The organism is Psychrobacillus sp. NPDC093180 (genome assembly GCF_044754065.1).
GTDB lineage: Bacteria > Bacillota > Bacilli > Bacillales_A > Planococcaceae > Psychrobacillus.
The window spans coordinates 38189-55459 of sequence record NZ_JBIVOJ010000011.1; the positions used below are offsets into that span (position 1 = coordinate 38189).

The 17271-nt window shown below is 38.6% G+C and carries 30 protein-coding genes; 3 read left to right on the forward strand and 27 right to left on the reverse strand.

Annotation, left to right across the window (positions count from 1 at the left end; translation table 11 throughout):
- Positions 1–21: 21 nt before the first annotated feature.
- The 5 genes from ACIP9W_RS16495 to ACIP9W_RS16515 form a co-directional block, all read right to left on the reverse strand.
- Positions 22–243 (reverse strand): hypothetical protein, encoded by a 222-nt coding sequence (locus ACIP9W_RS16495; RefSeq protein ID WP_400791585.1) that lies wholly within the window; start codon positions 241–243, stop codon positions 22–24.
- Positions 244–355: 112 nt separating this feature from the next.
- Positions 356–577, reverse strand: coding sequence for a hypothetical protein (locus tag ACIP9W_RS16500; RefSeq protein ID WP_400791587.1), 222 nt, complete (start codon positions 575–577; stop codon positions 356–358).
- A gap of 98 nt (positions 578–675) precedes the next feature.
- Positions 676–1227 carry an XRE family transcriptional regulator gene (locus ACIP9W_RS16505; RefSeq protein ID WP_400791588.1) on the reverse strand — a complete coding sequence of 184 codons (552 nt, stop codon included), beginning with the start codon at positions 1225–1227 and terminating at the stop codon, positions 676–678.
- Positions 1228–1287: 60 nt separating this feature from the next.
- Positions 1288–1587, reverse strand: a complete 300-nt coding sequence (locus ACIP9W_RS16510) for a helix-turn-helix transcriptional regulator (RefSeq protein WP_400791591.1) — start codon at positions 1585–1587, stop codon at positions 1288–1290.
- Between the two features lie 58 nt (positions 1588–1645).
- Positions 1646–1870, reverse strand: coding sequence for a helix-turn-helix transcriptional regulator (locus tag ACIP9W_RS16515; protein ID WP_400791594.1), 225 nt, complete (start codon positions 1868–1870; stop codon positions 1646–1648).
- Positions 1871–2027: 157 nt separating this feature from the next.
- Here ACIP9W_RS16515 and ACIP9W_RS16520 point away from each other — a divergent pair, with 157 nt between their 5' ends.
- The 3 genes from ACIP9W_RS16520 to ACIP9W_RS16530 are packed head-to-tail and all read left to right on the forward strand — an operon-like array spanning position 2028 to position 4146.
- Positions 2028–2447 (forward strand): helix-turn-helix domain-containing protein, encoded by a 420-nt coding sequence (locus ACIP9W_RS16520; protein ID WP_400791596.1) that lies wholly within the window; start codon positions 2028–2030, stop codon positions 2445–2447.
- A 19-nt stretch (positions 2448–2466) separates the two neighbouring features.
- On the forward strand, positions 2467–2904 hold the full coding sequence (locus ACIP9W_RS16525; protein ID WP_400791599.1) for an ImmA/IrrE family metallo-endopeptidase: 438 nt from the start codon (positions 2467–2469) through the stop codon (positions 2902–2904).
- A gap of 48 nt (positions 2905–2952) precedes the next feature.
- Positions 2953–4146, forward strand: a complete 1194-nt coding sequence (locus ACIP9W_RS16530; protein ID WP_400791602.1) for a tyrosine-type recombinase/integrase — start codon at positions 2953–2955, stop codon at positions 4144–4146.
- Between the two features lie 47 nt (positions 4147–4193).
- Here the strand turns inward: ACIP9W_RS16530 and rpsI are convergent, their stop codons facing one another.
- From rpsI to rplE, 22 genes are all read right to left on the reverse strand, one after another.
- Positions 4194–4586: a 30S ribosomal protein S9 gene (gene rpsI / locus ACIP9W_RS16535; RefSeq protein WP_142538213.1), complete on the reverse strand. Its 393-nt coding sequence runs from the start codon at positions 4584–4586 to the stop codon at positions 4194–4196.
- 22 nt (positions 4587–4608) lie between these two features.
- Entirely contained in the window at positions 4609–5046 is a 438-nt protein-coding gene (rplM, locus tag ACIP9W_RS16540) for a 50S ribosomal protein L13 (protein ID WP_400791605.1), read from the reverse strand.
- Between the two features lie 168 nt (positions 5047–5214).
- Positions 5215–5964: a tRNA pseudouridine(38-40) synthase TruA gene (gene truA / locus ACIP9W_RS16545; protein WP_400791607.1), complete on the reverse strand. Its 750-nt coding sequence runs from the start codon at positions 5962–5964 to the stop codon at positions 5215–5217.
- A gap of 15 nt (positions 5965–5979) precedes the next feature.
- Positions 5980–6777, reverse strand: coding sequence for an energy-coupling factor transporter transmembrane component T family protein (locus ACIP9W_RS16550; protein ID WP_282241515.1), 798 nt, complete (start codon positions 6775–6777; stop codon positions 5980–5982).
- The gene (locus ACIP9W_RS16555) at positions 6777–7646 is read right to left on the reverse strand and encodes an energy-coupling factor ABC transporter ATP-binding protein (RefSeq protein ID WP_400791610.1); all 870 of its coding nucleotides are present in this window, start codon (positions 7644–7646) and stop codon (positions 6777–6779) included. Before ACIP9W_RS16555 ends, ACIP9W_RS16550 begins: the two co-directional genes overlap by 1 nt.
- Positions 7622–8470 carry an energy-coupling factor ABC transporter ATP-binding protein gene (locus tag ACIP9W_RS16560; RefSeq protein ID WP_400791612.1) on the reverse strand — a complete coding sequence of 283 codons (849 nt, stop codon included), beginning with the start codon at positions 8468–8470 and terminating at the stop codon, positions 7622–7624. The genes ACIP9W_RS16555 and ACIP9W_RS16560 overlap by 25 nt, the downstream gene beginning before the upstream one ends.
- 296 nt (positions 8471–8766) lie before the next feature.
- A complete protein-coding gene (rplQ, locus tag ACIP9W_RS16565) occupies positions 8767–9147 on the reverse strand; it encodes a 50S ribosomal protein L17 (protein ID WP_282241518.1) in 381 nt (126 codons plus the stop codon).
- Between the two features lie 53 nt (positions 9148–9200).
- Positions 9201–10145 (reverse strand): DNA-directed RNA polymerase subunit alpha, encoded by a 945-nt coding sequence (locus tag ACIP9W_RS16570; RefSeq protein ID WP_142538206.1) that lies wholly within the window; start codon positions 10143–10145, stop codon positions 9201–9203.
- Between the two features lie 136 nt (positions 10146–10281).
- Complete coding sequence (rpsK, locus tag ACIP9W_RS16575; RefSeq protein ID WP_053591340.1) at positions 10282–10671, reverse strand: 30S ribosomal protein S11; 390 nt, start codon at positions 10669–10671, stop codon at positions 10282–10284.
- A gap of 25 nt (positions 10672–10696) precedes the next feature.
- Positions 10697–11062, reverse strand: coding sequence for a 30S ribosomal protein S13 (gene rpsM / locus ACIP9W_RS16580; RefSeq protein ID WP_093274701.1), 366 nt, complete (start codon positions 11060–11062; stop codon positions 10697–10699).
- A 23-nt stretch (positions 11063–11085) separates the two neighbouring features.
- Positions 11086–11199 carry a 50S ribosomal protein L36 gene (gene rpmJ / locus ACIP9W_RS16585; RefSeq protein ID WP_003247619.1) on the reverse strand — a complete coding sequence of 38 codons (114 nt, stop codon included), beginning with the start codon at positions 11197–11199 and terminating at the stop codon, positions 11086–11088.
- Between the two features lie 37 nt (positions 11200–11236).
- Entirely contained in the window at positions 11237–11455 is a 219-nt protein-coding gene (gene infA / locus ACIP9W_RS16590) for a translation initiation factor IF-1 (RefSeq protein ID WP_016429904.1), read from the reverse strand.
- A 457-nt stretch (positions 11456–11912) separates the two neighbouring features.
- Positions 11913–12566, reverse strand: coding sequence for an adenylate kinase (locus tag ACIP9W_RS16595; RefSeq protein WP_400791623.1), 654 nt, complete (start codon positions 12564–12566; stop codon positions 11913–11915).
- Between the two features lie 65 nt (positions 12567–12631).
- Positions 12632–13924 (reverse strand): preprotein translocase subunit SecY, encoded by a 1293-nt coding sequence (gene secY, locus ACIP9W_RS16600; RefSeq protein ID WP_400791626.1) that lies wholly within the window; start codon positions 13922–13924, stop codon positions 12632–12634.
- Positions 13924–14364 (reverse strand): 50S ribosomal protein L15, encoded by a 441-nt coding sequence (rplO, locus tag ACIP9W_RS16605; RefSeq protein ID WP_142538202.1) that lies wholly within the window; start codon positions 14362–14364, stop codon positions 13924–13926. Before rplO ends, secY begins: the two co-directional genes overlap by 1 nt.
- 32 nt (positions 14365–14396) lie before the next feature.
- The gene (gene rpmD / locus ACIP9W_RS16610; protein ID WP_142538201.1) at positions 14397–14579 is read right to left on the reverse strand and encodes a 50S ribosomal protein L30; all 183 of its coding nucleotides are present in this window, start codon (positions 14577–14579) and stop codon (positions 14397–14399) included.
- A 15-nt stretch (positions 14580–14594) separates the two neighbouring features.
- The gene (gene rpsE / locus ACIP9W_RS16615) at positions 14595–15095 is read right to left on the reverse strand and encodes a 30S ribosomal protein S5 (protein ID WP_093274720.1); all 501 of its coding nucleotides are present in this window, start codon (positions 15093–15095) and stop codon (positions 14595–14597) included.
- Between the two features lie 21 nt (positions 15096–15116).
- Positions 15117–15476, reverse strand: coding sequence for a 50S ribosomal protein L18 (gene rplR, locus ACIP9W_RS16620; RefSeq protein WP_142538200.1), 360 nt, complete (start codon positions 15474–15476; stop codon positions 15117–15119).
- A 30-nt stretch (positions 15477–15506) separates the two neighbouring features.
- A complete protein-coding gene (gene rplF, locus ACIP9W_RS16625) occupies positions 15507–16046 on the reverse strand; it encodes a 50S ribosomal protein L6 (RefSeq protein ID WP_142538199.1) in 540 nt (179 codons plus the stop codon).
- A gap of 30 nt (positions 16047–16076) precedes the next feature.
- The gene (gene rpsH, locus ACIP9W_RS16630) at positions 16077–16475 is read right to left on the reverse strand and encodes a 30S ribosomal protein S8 (protein WP_142538198.1); all 399 of its coding nucleotides are present in this window, start codon (positions 16473–16475) and stop codon (positions 16077–16079) included.
- Positions 16476–16505: 30 nt separating this feature from the next.
- Entirely contained in the window at positions 16506–16691 is a 186-nt protein-coding gene (gene rpsN, locus ACIP9W_RS16635) for a 30S ribosomal protein S14 (protein ID WP_090567851.1), read from the reverse strand.
- Positions 16692–16709: 18 nt separating this feature from the next.
- Positions 16710–17249 (reverse strand): 50S ribosomal protein L5, encoded by a 540-nt coding sequence (gene rplE / locus ACIP9W_RS16640; protein ID WP_142538197.1) that lies wholly within the window; start codon positions 17247–17249, stop codon positions 16710–16712.
- Positions 17250–17271: the final 22 nt, after the last annotated feature.

The window sequence follows — 17271 nt, forward strand, 5'->3', positions numbered from 1 at the left end:
TCCTCCCTCGACAGGCTTACGTCATTTTGACTCACACCTTATTGTCGGCAATGATTCTAAGTTACGAAAAAAGCCTTCTGACTTTGCTTGTTCAAATTCTTTTAACGTGTACTGCATCGACCAAGCCTTACCGAAGCATCTGAACATTTCTTCCCTAGCTTTCTCTGCAGTTTTGGCTTCAATTACTACATACTTATTCCAAAAAGGATGAGCACTGCCAAATGTGAAAATATGTTTTTCCAAGTTATCTCACCTTCTTTCTGATGGTTGAATCACATCAAGAAATCCATAAGTGAAGGGGGATCAAACAACTTATGGACTTCTTGACGAGAGCCAAACTCTACGTCAAATTAGTCTAATACCAAGTGCCATCGTTCGAATAATGCCACCAATCGCCATTTTTATAATGCACATGCAAGCATTGTTCCTTAGCGTTCCGTTCAACTTTGACGATATCGGACGCGGTATAATCCTTTCTCTTTTCCAATCCCATGCTAGAATTATGCTTTGCATAAACAGACAGAAGTAGTTTATATTCACCGTCAGTTAAGTGCTTTGCAACAGGTAGTTTTTTCATCAATATCACTCCATCAGATTTTATTTTGTCGAATGTTCACGATTTATGTGCTATAATCAAGTTAGATATTTTACAAAGCGCTGGTTAACTTGTCCGAGTTAATCAGCTTTTTTATTTGTTAAAGCCATCCACCCTTTGGCAACCCACCTAGGCATTAGCCCTCCAATACAATCCTTTATAGAAATCCCATAATCTTTTTGTAGTTGAATCAACATATTATCGATGAATACTTTGCCATCTAGGAGCTCTTCCATAAGTGATTTAATTTCTTGCAATTCTTCTTTCGAAATAATTGAAGGTGGTTTCGCTAAACTGACTTCCTTCATTTTCCCTATCGCTTCTTGCAATTCTTGTATCGTATAAGATCCAATTGATAGACGATGTTGTTCGATGCTATGACCTCGGAAGACCGGTGAAGTATAACCCTCACTAAATTCGTACAAAACATCATGAATGTATTCTGGATTGTCATACGTTTGGATCGATTCTTTTGCGATGTCTTGCTGCATCTTTCTTCTATCATTTTTCATGTGATTTCCTAATTGCCTGCTAATATTTAAGTCGATTGCAAGTTGATCGCCGGTTAGTTCTTCCGTCTCCATTAAACGAGAAACAGCGTCTCCTACGTTAACCGCATTTTTTACTACCATTTTTTATTCTCCCTTTTGTAGCAAAACAGCTATTTTTTGATACAGATAAATTCAGTAAGATTAAGCTAGATACTTATCCAGCACAGCAGTATTATTTTCTATCCAAGCAAAAACTGCATCTCTTGGGTAACGTGCTTGTATCGTCTGCAAACGAGGAAATGAAAAGTCTTTAATTAATTTATCTACTGTTGGTTTCTTGATTTGCAGAATCTCAGCCAGATGATCTTTAGTTAGGACTGGAGGATAAGTAAACTTTGTTTGTCCATCCTCTACACCCTTTTGATAGGCTTGTTTAATCAACAACTCAAATTTTTGAATCATGTACTGTTCATCTAGTTCTTGTAACAATGGTGTTTGCATATATCTTCCTCCTGCAACTTATAGTTGATTTTTTACTGAAAAACAACATTTTGTTGTGTTAGTTATCAAAAAAAATATCCGTAGGATTGGTTTCAAAAAGTGAAGATATTGCTAACGCCACGTTTAAAGCTGGAGTCCTAACTCCTTGTTCAATCATACCGTAATAACTCTCTGAAATTTTAAGGTCATACTCTGCGTTAAGATTTTTAACAACATCTTTTTGTAACCATCCTTTTTCTTTACGTAGGTCAATCAATTTCTCTCTGCGTGAATTTAATTCCAATGTTGCACCCCCCAACTTCTTGTTGTCTTAATATTACCCAACAAAAAGTTGGATGTCAATATTATTTCCGACTTTTTATTGTTTTATGTAATATTTATTTTAATAACCCAACTATTAGTTGTATAATTCAATGTAACTTTGAAATTTAGGGGGATTTATGATGCCTACCGTTCCACAAAGATTAAGGGAATTAAGGAAAGAATTTAAATTTACACAAGCACATGTTGCTAAAACTCTAAATATCTCTGAGAGTGCTTATGGATATTATGAACAAGGACGAAATGAAATTTCAATTAGTAGTGTACAAGTTCTTGCTGAGCTATACGACGTTAGTGTCGCTTATATCTTAGGTGAAAGTAATACAAGAAACGCTTTTTCAAAAGATGAAAAAGACATTGCTAAACGGCTCGAAGCATTCAGGGAAGAAATAGAAAATAGTGACGGTTTAGCATTTGATGGTGAACCAATGAGCGAGGAAGCGAAAGAATCTTTAACAGAAGCAATGGAGCATATTTTCCGGCAAACTCAAAGAATCAACAAAAAATATATACCTAAAAAGTATAGAGACACAGATTAATGTGATTTGAGGGATTTAAATGCGCTGGATAAAGGACATCGTAGAAGAACTACATGCCAAGCACACTACTTCAAACCCATTTGAAGTTGCAAGTCTTCTTAAGATCGAAGTTCTATTTTGGGATCTTCATGAAGAAATAAATGGGTTTTACAAATATGATCGACGTACTAAATATATTGTCATTAATAATAATTTATCAGAAGAAATGCAACGTATTGTATGTGCTCACGAATTAGGGCATGCAGTTCTTCATCCACGAGCCAATACAACATTTATGAGGAAAAATACATTGTTATCAGTAGATCGTATAGAGGTTGAAGCAAATATCTTTGCTGCTGAACTATTAATATCTGATGAATCGTTATTTAAATGTACCCATTCAACAATATCCAAAATTGCTTCTTTACATAGCGTCCCAACAGAAATTGCAATGTTGAAATGTAAAGGGCTTTTTTAACACAGTTTAAAGAACATATGTTTTATTTTGAAAGGAGGTGAAAACATAATGGCATCATATCAGAAATACGAGACCAAAAAAGGACAACTATGGCTATTTAAAATTGTTCTTCAAGACCCAGGCACAAAAGAAAAGTATCCTACTACCCGTCGTGGATTTAAAACACAAGGTCAAGCTAAGATTGCTGCTAAGAAGTTAGCGGATGAAAATAAGATTGCAAATACGCTACAAAACTCCAATAAACTTTATAGAGAAGTATATGAGGAATTATACAAGGAACAAGAAAGAGTGCTAAAACCACCAACTATGAAACAAAAAAAGACGAAGTTTAATAAATGGATTCTTCCTCATTTCGGAGATTACATTATCGGGGAGATCGATAAAAAGATATGTCAAGATTTCATTGACTATACAGCGTCCAAAATCACTACTTTTAAGGATCTTGTCATCCAAGCGAAGTTAGTATTCGAATATGCAATTCAGAATGAGTATATCAAAGACTCGCCCTTTAAAAACACAGTTATACCTATCAATGTGGTTGCAAATGATGAAGATGATAAAGATTTTGATGGGTTCTGGGAACGTGACGAAATAAATACATTTTTGGATCTGCTGAAAGAACACGGCACGTTGAAAGAATATGCAATTTATCGAACTCTACTTTATAGCGGATTAAGAAAAGGAGAGCTTGCATCTCTCATGGAGAGCGATTTAAATGACGCTACAAACGAAATAAGCGTTTCTAAGACCTTATACTATGAAAAAGGTGTACACACCCTTCTAAAGCCTAAAACGAAGAATTCGCGTCGTAAAGTGGATGTAGATCAGGAGACGTTTGACACATTGAAACAGTTGGTCCGTGAAAATAGAAAACGTAGACTTGCAGAAAATATTCAAGTGAAAGAAAAGTTTATTTTTGTAAGAGATGATTTTCGACCAATGAGAGTTGCTTATGTGAATGAACGTTTGGAAGCGTTATGTAAGAAGTTCAACCTGAGAGAAATTAAAGTGCACGGTCTACGCCATACACATGCATCGATGTTGTTTGCTGCTGGTGAAGAAATGAAAAAAGTACAAATGCGATTAGGTCACGCGAGATTAGAAACAACCATGAATATCTATACGCATCTTACGAAAGAAGAAACCGGACAGACTCCAAATTTATTGGTCGATTATATGCAAAGTGGTGAAAAGAAAAAATCGGATGGTCAAACGGTGGTCAAAAAGTCAAAAACCAAATAAAAAAGCACCCTCCAAAAATATTGGAGAGTGCCTTGACCATTGATAGATTAACGTTTTGAGAACTGAGGTGCACGACGAGCGCCTTTAAGTCCTGGTTTTTTACGTTCTTTCATACGTGGGTCACGTGTTAAGAATCCAGCTGATTTTAATGCTGAACGGAAATCAGGGTCTACTGTAAGTAGTGCACGTGCAATACCGTGACGGATTGCTCCTGCTTGACCTGTGAATCCTCCACCGTTTACGTTTACGTGTACATCATAGCTACCTAAAGTTTGAGTAGTTACTAATGGTTGTTTAATAACTTCACGTAAAGTTTCGTATGGTACGTAATCTTCTACGTCACGTTTGTTAATAACGATTTTTCCTTCGCCTGGTACTAAACGTACGCGTGCTACTGAACTTTTACGGCGACCAGTGCCGATATATTGAACTTGTGCCAAGTGTATGTCCTCCTCTTAGTTATTATCCGCGAAGCTCATATGCTTCTGGTTTTTGTGCTGCATGTGGATGCTCTGCTCCAGCGTAAACGTTTAGTTTAGAAAACATTTGACGTCCTAAAGTGTTTTTAGGAAGCATTCCTTTGATCGCTAATTCGATCATTTTCGTTGGGTACTTAGTACGCATTTCTAAAGCAGTACGTTGTTTAAGTCCACCAGCAAATTGTGTGTGACGGTAGTAAATTTTATCATTTAACTTGTTCCCAGTTAAATGAATTTTTTCTGCATTGATAATGATCACGTGATCACCTGTATCAACGTTTGGTGTGAATGTTGGTTTGTTTTTACCACGTAAAATAGCTGCAACTTCTGAAGCTAGACGACCAAGAGTTTGGCCTTCAGCGTCTACTACTAACCATTTACGTTCTACTTCGTGACCTTTAGCCATGAATGTTGTACGCATGTATTTTGTCCTCCTAATTCAATCATAATCGATCTATAATTTTCTATATCCTCATACCAATAAGTTTCGGGGCTTATATTGTGGGGTTAATGAAAATACCATACATCATCTTACCCCGAATGCGTCATTTAGTCAAGCATTTTATGAAAAACACCTGGAAAGGTTGCTTCATTGTGGATACACTACTTTTTCTAAGTACAAACCGTGTGCTGGCGCCGTTTTCCCCGCATTTTTTCGGTTGCATGATTGCAAGATTTCAGGCAAGTCCTCTACACTTTTTTTCCCGATTCCAATTTCCCACAAAGTTCCTGCGATAATTCGAACCATATTATATAAAAATCCATTCCCGCTAATCTCCATTTGAAGCTGATTCATCTCTTTATCTACTTCCAAACGAATCGAATGGATTGTTCTCACGAAGTCCTTCACACTCGTGTTAGATGCACAGAAACTTGAAAAATCGTGGGTCCCTAGCAAATGAATAGATGCCTCTTTCATCCTCTTAATATCCGGCTTGTAACGATTTGCATGCACGCTATAGTTGCGTTCAAATGGACTATGCACTTCATTCAATGACCAAATATAACGATACGTTTTTCCAACTGCATTATATCTTGCATGAAAGTCATTCTGCACTTGTTCCACTAATAACACCCGAATATCTCCTGGTAGTTGTACATTTAAAGCCGTTCTCCAGCGATCCATCGGCAATCTAAGCTCACTATCGAAATGGATAACTTGTCCTGTTGCATGTACACCAGCATCCGTTCTCCCACTAGCAACCACTTTTACAATAGACCCTTTGTGCATTGTCTGTAATACTCTTTCTAACTCCAACTGAACGGTTCGTTTTCCCGGCTGCACTTGATAGCCCGAAAACGCACTTCCATCATAACTAATAATTGCCCGTAGCCGCATGACATACACCTCCGATTACGATCTAAAATAAATAAGAACGACCGCTAGTATGAGGAGAGTAACGATGATTACCGTATCTTTTGTTGCCCATTCTAGTTTACGATATCTCGTTCTTCCTTCCCCGCCTTTATAGCCGCGCACCTCCATAGCAGTCGCCAAATCTTCGGCCCTTTTAAATGCACTAACAAACAAAGGAATTAGTAACGGTACGATCGCATTCATTCTTTCTTTCATACTACCCGTTGTCATATCCGAGCCTCTCGCCATTTGCGCCTTCATAATTTTATCCGTTTCATCCATCAAAGTTGGGATAAATCTTAACGAAATGGACATCATAAGCGCTAATTCATGCACAGGAAGCTTCCATTTCTTTAATGGGTTCAATAATGTCTCCAATGCATCTGTAATCGAAATAGGGGTCGTTGTGAGCGTTAAAATAGACGTCAAAATAACAAGGACAAAAAAGCGGATGGAAATGAATATCCCTTGACGTAAACCTTCCTCGTATATCTTTAAAAATTTCCACTCAAATATAACTGCACCTTCTCGTGTAAAAAACAAATGCAATAAAAAAGTAAATATGATTAAAATGACGACCGGCTTCAACCCGTTGATCAAAAAATAAAGCCTAATTCTAGACATTCGGATGATCAAAAATGTAAACACAACTAAAATTGCATAAGTAATCCAGTTATTTGCGATAAACACTACCGCAATAAACAAAAATACAAAGATCAATTTTGCACGTGCATCTAACCTATGAATAAACGAATCTCCAGGTATAAATCGACCAAATATCATTTTCTCTAGCATTACAACTCACGCTCCTTCTTCAAAAATTGCGCAAGTTCCTCTGCTAACATCTCTTCCGTCAAACAAAGTACAGGTAGCTTCTTCTCCATCATCTGTTCTACCTTTTTCTGAAACTTAATGCTTTGAGGAAGTTCTAAACGATAATCCATCAAACGAACTTCATCCGTAAAAATATCTTGCGGTGTTCCAGCTAATACACATTTACCATCATGCATAATAGCAATCCGATCCGCATATCTTGCGGCGTCCTCCATACTATGTGTCACAAGAACCGTCGTTAACCCTTTTTCTTTGTGCAAGTGATAAAACAAATCCATTATTTCTTTTCGCCCTCTTGGATCTAAACCTGCTGTTGGTTCATCTAAGACTAACACCTCTGGATTCATCGCAAGAACCCCTGCAATGGCAACACGTCTCATTTGCCCTCCAGATAAATCAAAGGGTGACTTTTCTAATACCTCGTTCGGTAAGCCCAGTAAGTTTACTAGCTCAATTGCACGGCGTTTTGCTTCTTCTTCCGACACGCCAAAATTCATCGGACCAAACATAATATCTTTTAACACTGTTTCATCAAATAATTGATGTTCAGGAAATTGAAATACTATCCCTACTTTTTGTCTAACTTTTCTAAGTTGCTTATTTTTCTTCTCCGCCTTTACTTCTACATCCCCAATTTTAATCGAACCTTCCGTCGGTTTTAATAATGCATTCAAATGCTGTAAAACCGTTGACTTACCTGAACCAGTATGCCCAATAATCGCTTGATACGACCCAGAAGGGATATGTAAATCTACATCATAGAGTGCTCTTTTTTCAAATGGTGTATTTTTCGCATAGGCGTAACTTACTTGTTGAAGTGTGATGTCCATAAATCATTCACCAATTCTTCTTCTGACATATGTTCTGCTACTAATGTAATTCCTTGTTTCTTTAATAATCTAGAAACGTTCATCGCAAAAGGAAGATCTAATCCTAAATCGACTAACTCCTGTCCACGTTGGAAAATCTCTTCAGGCTTTCCTTCTGCATATTTGGTCCCTTGATTCATCATAATGACCCGATCAGCAAGCAATGCTTCTTCCAAGTCATGTGTAATAGAAATAACGGTCAAATCTGTCTCTGCTCTAAGCTGTTGTACCGTTGAAAGCACTTCATCTCTTCCTTGTGGGTCTAACATAGAGGTCGCCTCATCTAGCAATAATATTTTGGGCTGTAAAGCGATAGCACCCGCAATCGCAACACGTTGTTTTTGCCCACCAGATAAATGATGCGGCTCACTATTCATAAAATCGCTCATTTTCACTTTTAGTAAAGAACGTTTTACTCGTTCTACCATTTCCTCAAAAGGGATCCCGTTATTTTCTAAAGCAAACGCAACATCATCTTGCACAGTTGCCCCTACAAACTGGTTATCCGGATTTTGAAAAACCATTCCCATTTGTGAGCGTGTATCCCATAAGCTTTGTTCATCTAACGGCTCTCCAAAAACTCGTACTTTTCCCGTCTGAGGAAATAGAAGACCATTCATTAAACGTGCAAGCGTCGATTTTCCGGACCCATTATGACCGACAATCGCAACCCATTCTCCTTCGTAAACTGTATATGATACGCTATTTACTGCAGGTCGTATGTTTTCATCTTCTTCTGTATATGTAAAAGTTACTTCTTGTAAAGAAATAATTTCTCGTTTCATCCTTTACCTCCTCTTGCTCGTCTCAGCTAAACTAATACGCTTTACACTATATTACGACAAATTAAAAAAGCGCGCACCTCATTTAGAGAAATGCGCTCTTCTATAACTTATTTCAAGATTGGGTGCTCAAGACCAATCCGAAAATGAGGTGCGTAGAGCTAGACGAGACGCAACTTAATGTTTAAGTCCGCTCATCGTAACACTCTGCTTTTATAATGTCGTATAAATCTGTTTGAAAAAAGAAGAGGGTGGTAGGATACACCAATTGCCCTCTTCAATTTGTAGAATAAATTAAATTAAACTAACTCAATTACTACAACTGGTGCTCCGTCTCCGCGACGAGGTCCAACTTTCATAATACGAGTATAACCGCCTTGACGATCTGCGTAACGTGGTGCTACATCATCAAACAACTTTTGTAATGCAAACACATCTGTTTCATTACCTTCTTCGTCAGTAGAAGTTGCTACTTCACGACGAATGTAAGATGCAGCTAAACGACGTGCATGCAAATCTCCGCGTTTACCTAAAGTGATCATTTTTTCAACGACAGAACGTAATTCCTTCGCGCGTGCTTCAGTAGTTTGAATACGCTCGTTAATGATTAAGTCTGTTGTTAAGTCACGTAACATCGCTTTACGTTGAGAACTTGTACGTCCAAGTTTTCTGTAACCCATGGATGTTTCCCTCCTTTGGTGAATAGTTCAAATCTAGCTATATCAAAAATCGCTTAGTCTTCTTTACGTAATCCTAAGCCAAGCTCATCTAACTTCGCTCTTACTTCTTCTAAGGATTTACGTCCTAGGTTTCTTACTTTCATCATGTCATCTTCTGATTTGTTTGCAAGCTCAAGTACTGTATTAATACCTGCGCGTTTTAAACAATTATAAGAACGAACAGAAAGATCAAGCTCTTCGATAGTCATCTCTAATACTTTCTCTTTTTGATCTTCTTCTTTTTCGACCATGATTTCAGCAGTTTGTGCCTCGTCTGTCATCCCTACGAAAATATTCAAGTGCTCTGTTAAGATTTTTGCTCCAAGCGAAATCGCCTCTTTAGGACCGGTGCTGCCATCTGTCCACACATCAAGAGTTAGTTTATCGTAGTTAGACGATTGCCCAACACGAGTATTCTCCACTTGAAAATTAACGCGTGAAACTGGAGTATAAATAGAGTCGATCGGGATTACGCCGATAGGAAGATCCTCACGTTTGTTTTGATCAGCAGGAGTGTAGCCACGGCCTCGACCTGCGTACATACGCATACGGAAATGACCATTTTTGCCGATTGTTGCAATATAGAGTTCTGGATTTAATATCTCAACATCACTGTCATGTGTAATGTCAGCAGCTGTTATCGTTCCCTCTCCTTTTACATCAATCTCAATGACTTTTTCTTCATCAGAGTAGATTTTTAAAGCTAGCTTTTTCACATTCATAATAATAGATGCAACATCTTCCACTACGCCTTCAATAGTTGAAAACTCGTGTAAAACGCCATCAATCTGAATAGAAGTTACTGCAGCTCCTGGTAAAGAAGACAGAAGGATACGACGTAAAGAATTTCCCAAAGTATTTCCATAGCCACGTTCTAGCGGTTCTACAACAAATTTACCAAACTTGGTATTTTCGCTGATTTCTACACTTTCAATCTTTGGTTTTTCAATTTCGATCATTCCAATTTACCCTCCCTCAAAACATCGAATGTATAGGTTCTTTCCATCATGAATTCGATCGTATAACTGGTTGCTTGTTTGAACAACCTCAGTCTGTACAATAAATGATGTTCTCAAACAATTTGAGTAGCACCTTTTACACGCGACGACGTTTTGGTGGACGACAACCATTATGTGGTACTGGTGTTACGTCTTTAATAGCTGTAACTTCTAGACCTGCAGCTTGAAGTGCGCGGATAGCCGCTTCACGTCCAGCACCAGGACCTTTAACAGTTACTTCTAAAGTTTTAAGACCATGTTCCATAGAAGTTTTTGCAGCTGTTTCTGCAGCCATTTGTGCAGCGAATGGAGTAGATTTACGAGAACCTCTGAATCCAAGAGCTCCAGCACTTGACCAAGAAAGTGCATTACCTTGCATGTCTGTGATAGTCACAATTGTGTTATTAAATGTTGAGCGAATGTGAGCAATACCGGATTCGATATTCTTTTTCACACGACGCTTACGTGTTTGTTGTTTACGTGCCATGTTAAGAAGAAACCTCCTTTACCGATTATTTTTTCTTGTTAGCGACTGTTTTACGTGGACCTTTACGAGTACGTGCATTGTTCTTCGTATTTTGTCCGCGTACAGGTAAGCCGCGACGGTGACGGATACCACGGAAAGATCCGATTTCCATCAAACGTTTAATGTTAAGTGATACTTCACGACGAAGGTCACCTTCTACTTTGTATACACCGATTTGTTCACGGATTTTGTTTAACTCGTCTTCTGTAAGATCACGAACTCGTGTCGATTCAGAAATACCAGCTTCAACTAGTACTTTTTGTGCAGTAGTTTTACCAATTCCGAAAATGTATGTTAATGCAATAACAACGCGTTTGTCGCGTGGAATGTCAACACCAGCAATACGTGCCATATGTGTCGTGCACCTCCTTCTAATTATCCTTGTCTTTGTTTGTGTTTAGGATTTTCACAGATTACCATTACTTTACCGCGTCGGCGAATTACTTTACATTTTTCGCAGATCGGCTTCACAGATGGTCTCACTTTCATCTAACCCAACCTCCTTAGTAGTCCGGAGTGCAAAAGATTATTTAAAACGGTACGTGATACGACCGCGAGTTAAATCGTAAGGAGAAAGTTCAATTGTGACTTTATCTCCAGGTAAAATGCGGATAAAGTGCATACGAATTTTACCCGATACATGCGCAAGTATCGTATGACCGTTTTCTAATTCTACCTTAAACATCGCGTTTGGCAAAGTCTCAACAACTGTTCCTTCGACTTCAATTACATCATCTTTCGCCATCAACCCTGTCTCCCTTCTATATACAAATCAGGTTCTCATCAAAACTCAAACGTAATTTGCTTTTAGTATAGCCTCTAACGGAACGAAACTATTCGTTTCAAGCATATGTTTGGAAATCATGAGAGATGTTCGAAAGACACTCGTAAGGTTTCGCTTTTTGCAATCCACGGAGTAGACTGACTGGTAGAAACCCGTCTCCCTCATGTCAACATGTTCGCACGAATGTGTTGGATGAGTTCCATAGTACCCGTTCGTTACATAGATGCTTCCACGAAACCCATTATACCCTTTCAGAAGTCAAAATGCACGTGGACTAGGGGGTCCTCGTTATAGATGCATCTCCATTCTTCCAGTTCGTATACCGGGCGCAATATGCTTTTGCAGCTCTCGAAAAAAACGTCTTCGTTCTTATGCATAGTGCCCGGGTATTCAGTCGTCTGCGACAGGCACCGGGCTATTAGATGCGGTTGCCCTGTAACAGAGCATCTAGATCAGCAAATACTTTTGTAATATCTTGCTGTCCATCTATATTTGTTAAAACACCTTTGTTGTCGTAAAAGTCAAGCAAAGGTTGTGTTTGCTTCATATTTACTTCCAGACGGTTAGTTACCGTTTCCGGATTATCATCCGCACGTTGATAAAGCTCTCCACCATCTTTGTCACATACCCCGTCCTTAGCAGGTGGGTTAAAGACTAAATGATAAGCAGTGCCGCATACTTTACAAATACGACGGCCAGTTAGACGTTTGATCAATTCATCTTGTTCTACTTGAATATTAAGCACATGCTCAATTGATTTTCCAAGATCCGTGAGTAAAGCATCTAGCGCTTCTGCCTGCGGTACAGTACGTGGAAAACCATCAAGTAGGAATCCTTTTTCACAGTCTGGTTTACTTAATCTATCGCGAACGATACCTATCGTTACTTCATCCGGTACTAATGCACCTTGATCCATAAACGATTTTGCTTTTAAACCAAGCTCCGTGCCATCTTTAATAGCTGCACGAAACATATCGCCTGTAGAAATATGAGGGATTGCGTACTTCTCAACAATTTTATCTGCCTGCGTACCTTTACCAGCACCTGGCAGACCCATTAAAACGATATTCATACGAAAATACCCCCTCAGGACTATTTGTAGATTTTTAGGAACATAAACCGTTCCTAAAAACCATATTATTTCATAAAGCCTTTATAATGACGTTTAACTAATTGCGATTCCAATTGCTTCATGGACTCTAATGCAACCCCAACCACAATAAGTAAGCTGGTACCACCAATTTGCGCTGATTGCGGTAGACCCGCAAACTTAACAAATAGTAACGGCATTATTGCAATTACAGCCAAGAAAATAGAACCAATAAAAGTTAATCGATATAATACGCTAGTCAAATAACTTTGTGTGTTTATACCTGGGCGAATCCCCGGAATATAAGCACCTTGCTTTTTCAAATTGTCCGCTACATTTTCTGGATTCACTTGAATGAATGCATAGAAGTAAGTAAAGGCAACAATTAAAGCAATGTAAATAATCATACCAATAGGTTGTGTATAATCTAATGCTCTTGTTATGAAATCAGTCGTACTATTCTGTCCGAAGAACAGGACAAGTGACTGAGGTGCCATAAGAAAAGCAGAAGCAAAGATTACCGGAATTACTCCCGCAGCATTTACTTTTAAAGGCAAGTGCGTTTGTTGACCACCCGTTTGGGCTGTGCCAGCAACACGTTTTGCATATTGGATTGGAATTTTACGCAAAGCTTGTTGAACATAAATTACTCCAACCGTAACAGCAATAATTGCCAGTAATAATAATAATACAATCACAATATTGATAAATAGTGCTTCTCCAGCACCCTCAATAAATTGTGCATACACTTGGTTCATCGCATTTGGAATAGCAGCTACGATCCCAGCGAAGATAATGATAGAAATACCATTACCAACACCTTTTGATGTAATCTGTTCTCCTAACCACATTAAAAATGCAGTTCCTGCAGTTAATACAATTGCAATTACAACGTAATTTAAGATGCCTTCTTCTCTTATTAAAGAACCGCCATACATACGGTTAAAACCATATGACATAGCAATTGCTTGAATAAAAGCTAACACAATAGTGAAGTAACGAGTGAATTGAGCAAGTTTACGTCTTCCAACTTCTCCTTGCTTAGCCCACTCCGTAAACTTCGGTACAACATCCATTTGTAACAATTGTACGATAATGGATGCTGTGATGTATGGCATGATACCCATTGCTAAAATAGAAAAGTTAGCAAGTGCTCCACCACCAAATGTATTTAAGAAACCAATTAAACCTAATTGATCTGTTTGCTTCAATACATTTGCATCGACGTAAGGTACAGGAACGAATGTTCCTATACGAAAGACGATCAACATCAATAAAGTAAAAATGATTTTATTTCGAATATCTCTCACACGCATAAAGTTGGAGATCGTCTGAAACATTAAACCACCTCAGTTTGTCCGCCAGCATTCTCAATTGCTTCTTTAGCTGAAGCAGAGAATTTATGAGCTTTTACTGTTAACTTCTTATCAAGAGTTCCATTACCTAGAATCTTAATACCAGACTTTTCACTGCTCACAACACCTGTTTCAATCAATAATGCAGGTGTTACTTCTGTGCCTTCTTCGAAACGATTTAATGTGTCAAGGTTCACAATTGCAAACTCTTTACGATTGATGTTCGTAAATCCACGTTTTGGTAAACGACGGAATAATGGGTTCTGACCGCCCTCAAATCCAGGACGAACTCCTCCGCCTGAACGAGCGTTTTGACCTTTATGACCTTTACCTGCAGTTTTACCATTACCAGAACCGGTACCACGACCTACACGGTTACGCGTAGAACGAGATCCTTCTGCTGGTTTTAACTCATGAAGTTTCATTTGGTGGCACCTCCTTATTATTAAGATATACCTTAAATTTCTTTAAGTGTTACCAAGTGAGCTACTTTGCCAACCATCCCACGGATAGCAGCATTGTCTTGATGCTCAACAGTTTGGTGTAATTTACGTAGTCCAAGGGCTTCAGCTGTTTTGCGTTGATTTGGTTTTGTACCAATCAAGCTTTTAGTAAGGGTGATTTCTAATTTAGTTGCCATTGTCAATTTCCCCCCTTATCCTAACAGTTCTTCTACTGATTTACCACGTAATTTAGCAACGTCCTCAGCACGTTTTAGTTCTGTTAAACCTTGGATTGTAGCACGAACCATGTTAATAGGTGTGTTAGAACCAAGTGATTTAGAAAGAATGTCTGTGATACCTGCTAATTCTAGAACCGCACGAACCGGTCCACCAGCGATAACTCCTGTACCAGGTGCAGCTGGTTTAACTAGAACAGATCCAGCACCGAAGCGTCCAATAATTTGGTGAGGAGTAGTTCCTCCAACTCTTGGTACTTCTACTAAGTTTTTCTTCGCATCTTCAACTGCTTTACGGATTGCATCTGGAACCTCTTGAGCTTTACCAGTACCAAATCCAACATGTCCGTCTTTATCTCCAACTACTACTAATGCAGTAAAACGGAAACGACGTCCACCTTTTACAACTTTAGCAACACGGTTAATCGTTACTACGCGTTCTTCAAGTTCAAGTTTGTTTGGGTCAATACCACGCATGAAATATGTCCCTCCTTCTTCTTAAAATTCTAAGCCGTTTTCACGTGCAGCTTCAGCTAACGCTTTAACACGTCCATGATATAAGTAACCGCCACGGTCGAATACAACAGATTTAATGTTCTTTTCAACAGCGCGTTTTGCGATTGTTTCACCGATTAATGTAGCAGCTTCAACATTTCCAGCTGTACCATTAAAGTCTTTATCCATAGTAGACGCACTTACGATTGTTACACCTTGTGAATCATCGATCAGTTGTGCGTAAATATGTTTGTTAGAACGGAATACATTTAAACGAGGACGTTCAGTAGTACCCGTGATTTTTGTACGAACACGTGCATGACGTTTCTTACGAACTTGATTTTTGTCTTGTTTCGTAATCACAGTGGTCACTCCTTTCTAATGCGGGATGCATTATTTACCTGTTTTACCTTCTTTGCGGCGTACAACTTCGCCTTCATAACGAATACCTTTACCTTTGTAAGGCTCTGGTGGACGAACAGCACGGATGTTAGATGCTAATGCACCAACACGTTCTTTGTTAATACCGCGAACGATAACTTTTGTATTAGAAGGAACTTCAACTACTACTCCGTCTTCAGGAGTGAATTCTACTGGGTGAGAGTATCCTACGTTAAGTACAAGTTTAGTTCCTTGTAGTTGCGCACGATAACCAACCCCAACTAATTCAAGACCACGTTCGAATCCTTGTGATACACCAGTGACCATATTTGCTAATAAAGCACGTGTTGTACCGTGGATTGTACGGTGTTCTTTAGACTCTGAAGGACGTACTAAAGTAATGACATTACCTTCTTGTTCAATTTTAATATCTTGGTTAAAAGAATTTGTTAATTCACCTTTTGGTCCTTTTACTACTACTGTATTATCAGCGTTAACTGTAACAGTAACATCTGCAGGAACCTCTATTGGTTTTTTACCTACTCGAGACATTTTGTTGCACCTCCATTCGTTTGTTGATTATTACCAAACGTAAGCTACGATTTCTCCGCCAACTTGTTTAGCGCGAGCTTCTTTATCTGTTAATAAACCATTTGAAGTAGAAACTAAAGCAATTCCTAAACCATTTAGTACTTTAGGCACTTCGTTTGTTTTTGCGTAAACGCGTAGACCAGGTTTTGAAATACGTTTCAAACCAGTAATAACGCGCTCGTCGTTTTGACCGTATTTTAAGAAGATACGGATGATACCTTGTTTGCTATCTTCTACTAATTCTACATCACGTACGAAACCTTCGCGTTTTAGGATTTCTGCGATTTCCTTTTTCATGTTTGAAGCAGGAACTTCCAATTTCTCGTGACGAACCATGTTAGCATTACGAATGCGTGTAAGCATATCTGCAATTGGATCTGACATTGTCATTACATTTACCTCCTTCCCATTTATAGGGGTTTACCAGCTTGCTTTTTTAACGCCAGGAATTTGTCCCTTGTATGCAAGTTCACGGAAACAAATACGGCAAAGCTTAAATTTACGATATACAGAGTGCGGACGTCCACAACGCTCACAGCGTGTGTATTCTTGCACTTTGAACTTTGGCGTACGTTGTTGTTTAACGACCATTGATTTTTTAGCCACGTTTTCGCCTCCCTTAGTTTACTTTTGGAATGGCATACCGAACTGTGTTAATAACTCACGAGCTTCTTCGTCAGAGTTCGCAGTTGTTACAATTACGATGTCCATACCGCGTACTTTCGAAACTTTATCATAATCGATTTCAGGGAAGATTAATTGCTCTTTAACTCCAAGCGTGTAGTTACCGCGACCATCAAATGCTTTTTTAGAAACACCACGGAAGTCACGTACACGTGGAAGAGAGATAGCGATTAATTTATCCAAGAAGTCATACATACGCTCTCCACGTAGTGTAACTTTTGCTCCGATTGGCATTCCTTCACGAAGACGGAAACCAGCGATCGATTTTTTAGCTTTCGTAACTACAGGTTTTTGACCTGAGATAATTTGTAATTCTTCAACAGCAGCATCAAGTGCTTTTGTATTAGATACAGCATCGCCCACACCCATGTTGATAACGATTTTATCAACTTTAGGTACTTGCATTACTGATTTATATTCAAACTTGCTCATTAGAGCAGGAGAAACTTCCTTAAGATACTTTTCTTTTAGGCGGTTCATGTGTGTACCTCCCTTCTCTTTA

Excerpts from the sequence above, each read along its gene's own strand:
- ACIP9W_RS16500 (WP_400791587.1), bottom strand. The coding sequence starts at position 577 with ATGAAAAAACTACCTGTTGCAAAGCACTTAACTGACGGTGAATATAAA.
- ACIP9W_RS16505 (WP_400791588.1), bottom strand. The coding sequence starts at position 1,227 with ATGGTAGTAAAAAATGCGGTTAACGTAGGAGACGCTGTTTCTCGTTTA.
- ACIP9W_RS16510 (WP_400791591.1), bottom strand. The coding sequence starts at position 1,587 with ATGCAAACACCATTGTTACAAGAACTAGATGAACAGTACATGATTCAA.
- ACIP9W_RS16520 (WP_400791596.1), top strand. The coding sequence starts at position 2,028 with ATGATGCCTACCGTTCCACAAAGATTAAGGGAATTAAGGAAAGAATTT.
- ACIP9W_RS16525 (WP_400791599.1), top strand. The coding sequence starts at position 2,467 with ATGCGCTGGATAAAGGACATCGTAGAAGAACTACATGCCAAGCACACT.
- ACIP9W_RS16530 (WP_400791602.1), top strand. The coding sequence starts at position 2,953 with ATGGCATCATATCAGAAATACGAGACCAAAAAAGGACAACTATGGCTA.
- rplM (WP_400791605.1), bottom strand. The coding sequence starts at position 5,046 with ATGCGTACAACATTCATGGCTAAAGGTCACGAAGTAGAACGTAAATGG.
- truA (WP_400791607.1), bottom strand. The coding sequence starts at position 5,964 with ATGCGGCTACGGGCAATTATTAGTTATGATGGAAGTGCGTTTTCGGGC.
- ACIP9W_RS16550 (WP_282241515.1), bottom strand. The coding sequence starts at position 6,777 with ATGCTAGAGAAAATGATATTTGGTCGATTTATACCTGGAGATTCGTTT.
- ACIP9W_RS16555 (WP_400791610.1), bottom strand. The coding sequence starts at position 7,646 with ATGGACATCACACTTCAACAAGTAAGTTACGCCTATGCGAAAAATACA.
- ACIP9W_RS16560 (WP_400791612.1), bottom strand. The coding sequence starts at position 8,470 with ATGAAACGAGAAATTATTTCTTTACAAGAAGTAACTTTTACATATACA.
- rplQ (WP_282241518.1), bottom strand. The coding sequence starts at position 9,147 with ATGGGTTACAGAAAACTTGGACGTACAAGTTCTCAACGTAAAGCGATG.
- ACIP9W_RS16570 (WP_142538206.1), bottom strand. The coding sequence starts at position 10,145 with ATGATCGAAATTGAAAAACCAAAGATTGAAAGTGTAGAAATCAGCGAA.
- rpsK (WP_053591340.1), bottom strand. The coding sequence starts at position 10,671 with ATGGCACGTAAACAACAAACACGTAAGCGTCGTGTGAAAAAGAATATC.
- rpsM (WP_093274701.1), bottom strand. The coding sequence starts at position 11,062 with ATGGCACGTATTGCTGGTGTTGACATTCCACGCGACAAACGCGTTGTT.
- rpmJ (WP_003247619.1), bottom strand. The coding sequence starts at position 11,199 with ATGAAAGTGAGACCATCTGTGAAGCCGATCTGCGAAAAATGTAAAGTA.
- infA (WP_016429904.1), bottom strand. The coding sequence starts at position 11,455 with ATGGCGAAAGATGATGTAATTGAAGTCGAAGGAACAGTTGTTGAGACT.
- ACIP9W_RS16595 (WP_400791623.1), bottom strand. The coding sequence starts at position 12,566 with ATGAATATCGTTTTAATGGGTCTGCCAGGTGCTGGTAAAGGTACGCAG.
- secY (WP_400791626.1), bottom strand. The coding sequence starts at position 13,924 with ATGTTTCAGACGATCTCCAACTTTATGCGTGTGAGAGATATTCGAAAT.
- rplO (WP_142538202.1), bottom strand. The coding sequence starts at position 14,364 with ATGAAACTTCATGAGTTAAAACCAGCAGAAGGATCTCGTTCTACGCGT.
- rpmD (WP_142538201.1), bottom strand. The coding sequence starts at position 14,579 with ATGGCAACTAAATTAGAAATCACCCTTACTAAAAGCTTGATTGGTACA.
- rpsE (WP_093274720.1), bottom strand. The coding sequence starts at position 15,095 with ATGCGTGGTATTGACCCAAACAAACTTGAACTTGAAGAACGCGTAGTA.
- rplF (WP_142538199.1), bottom strand. The coding sequence starts at position 16,046 with ATGTCTCGAGTAGGTAAAAAACCAATAGAGGTTCCTGCAGATGTTACT.
- rpsH (WP_142538198.1), bottom strand. The coding sequence starts at position 16,475 with ATGACAATGTCAGATCCAATTGCAGATATGCTTACACGCATTCGTAAT.
- rplE (WP_142538197.1), bottom strand. The coding sequence starts at position 17,249 with ATGAACCGCCTAAAAGAAAAGTATCTTAAGGAAGTTTCTCCTGCTCTA.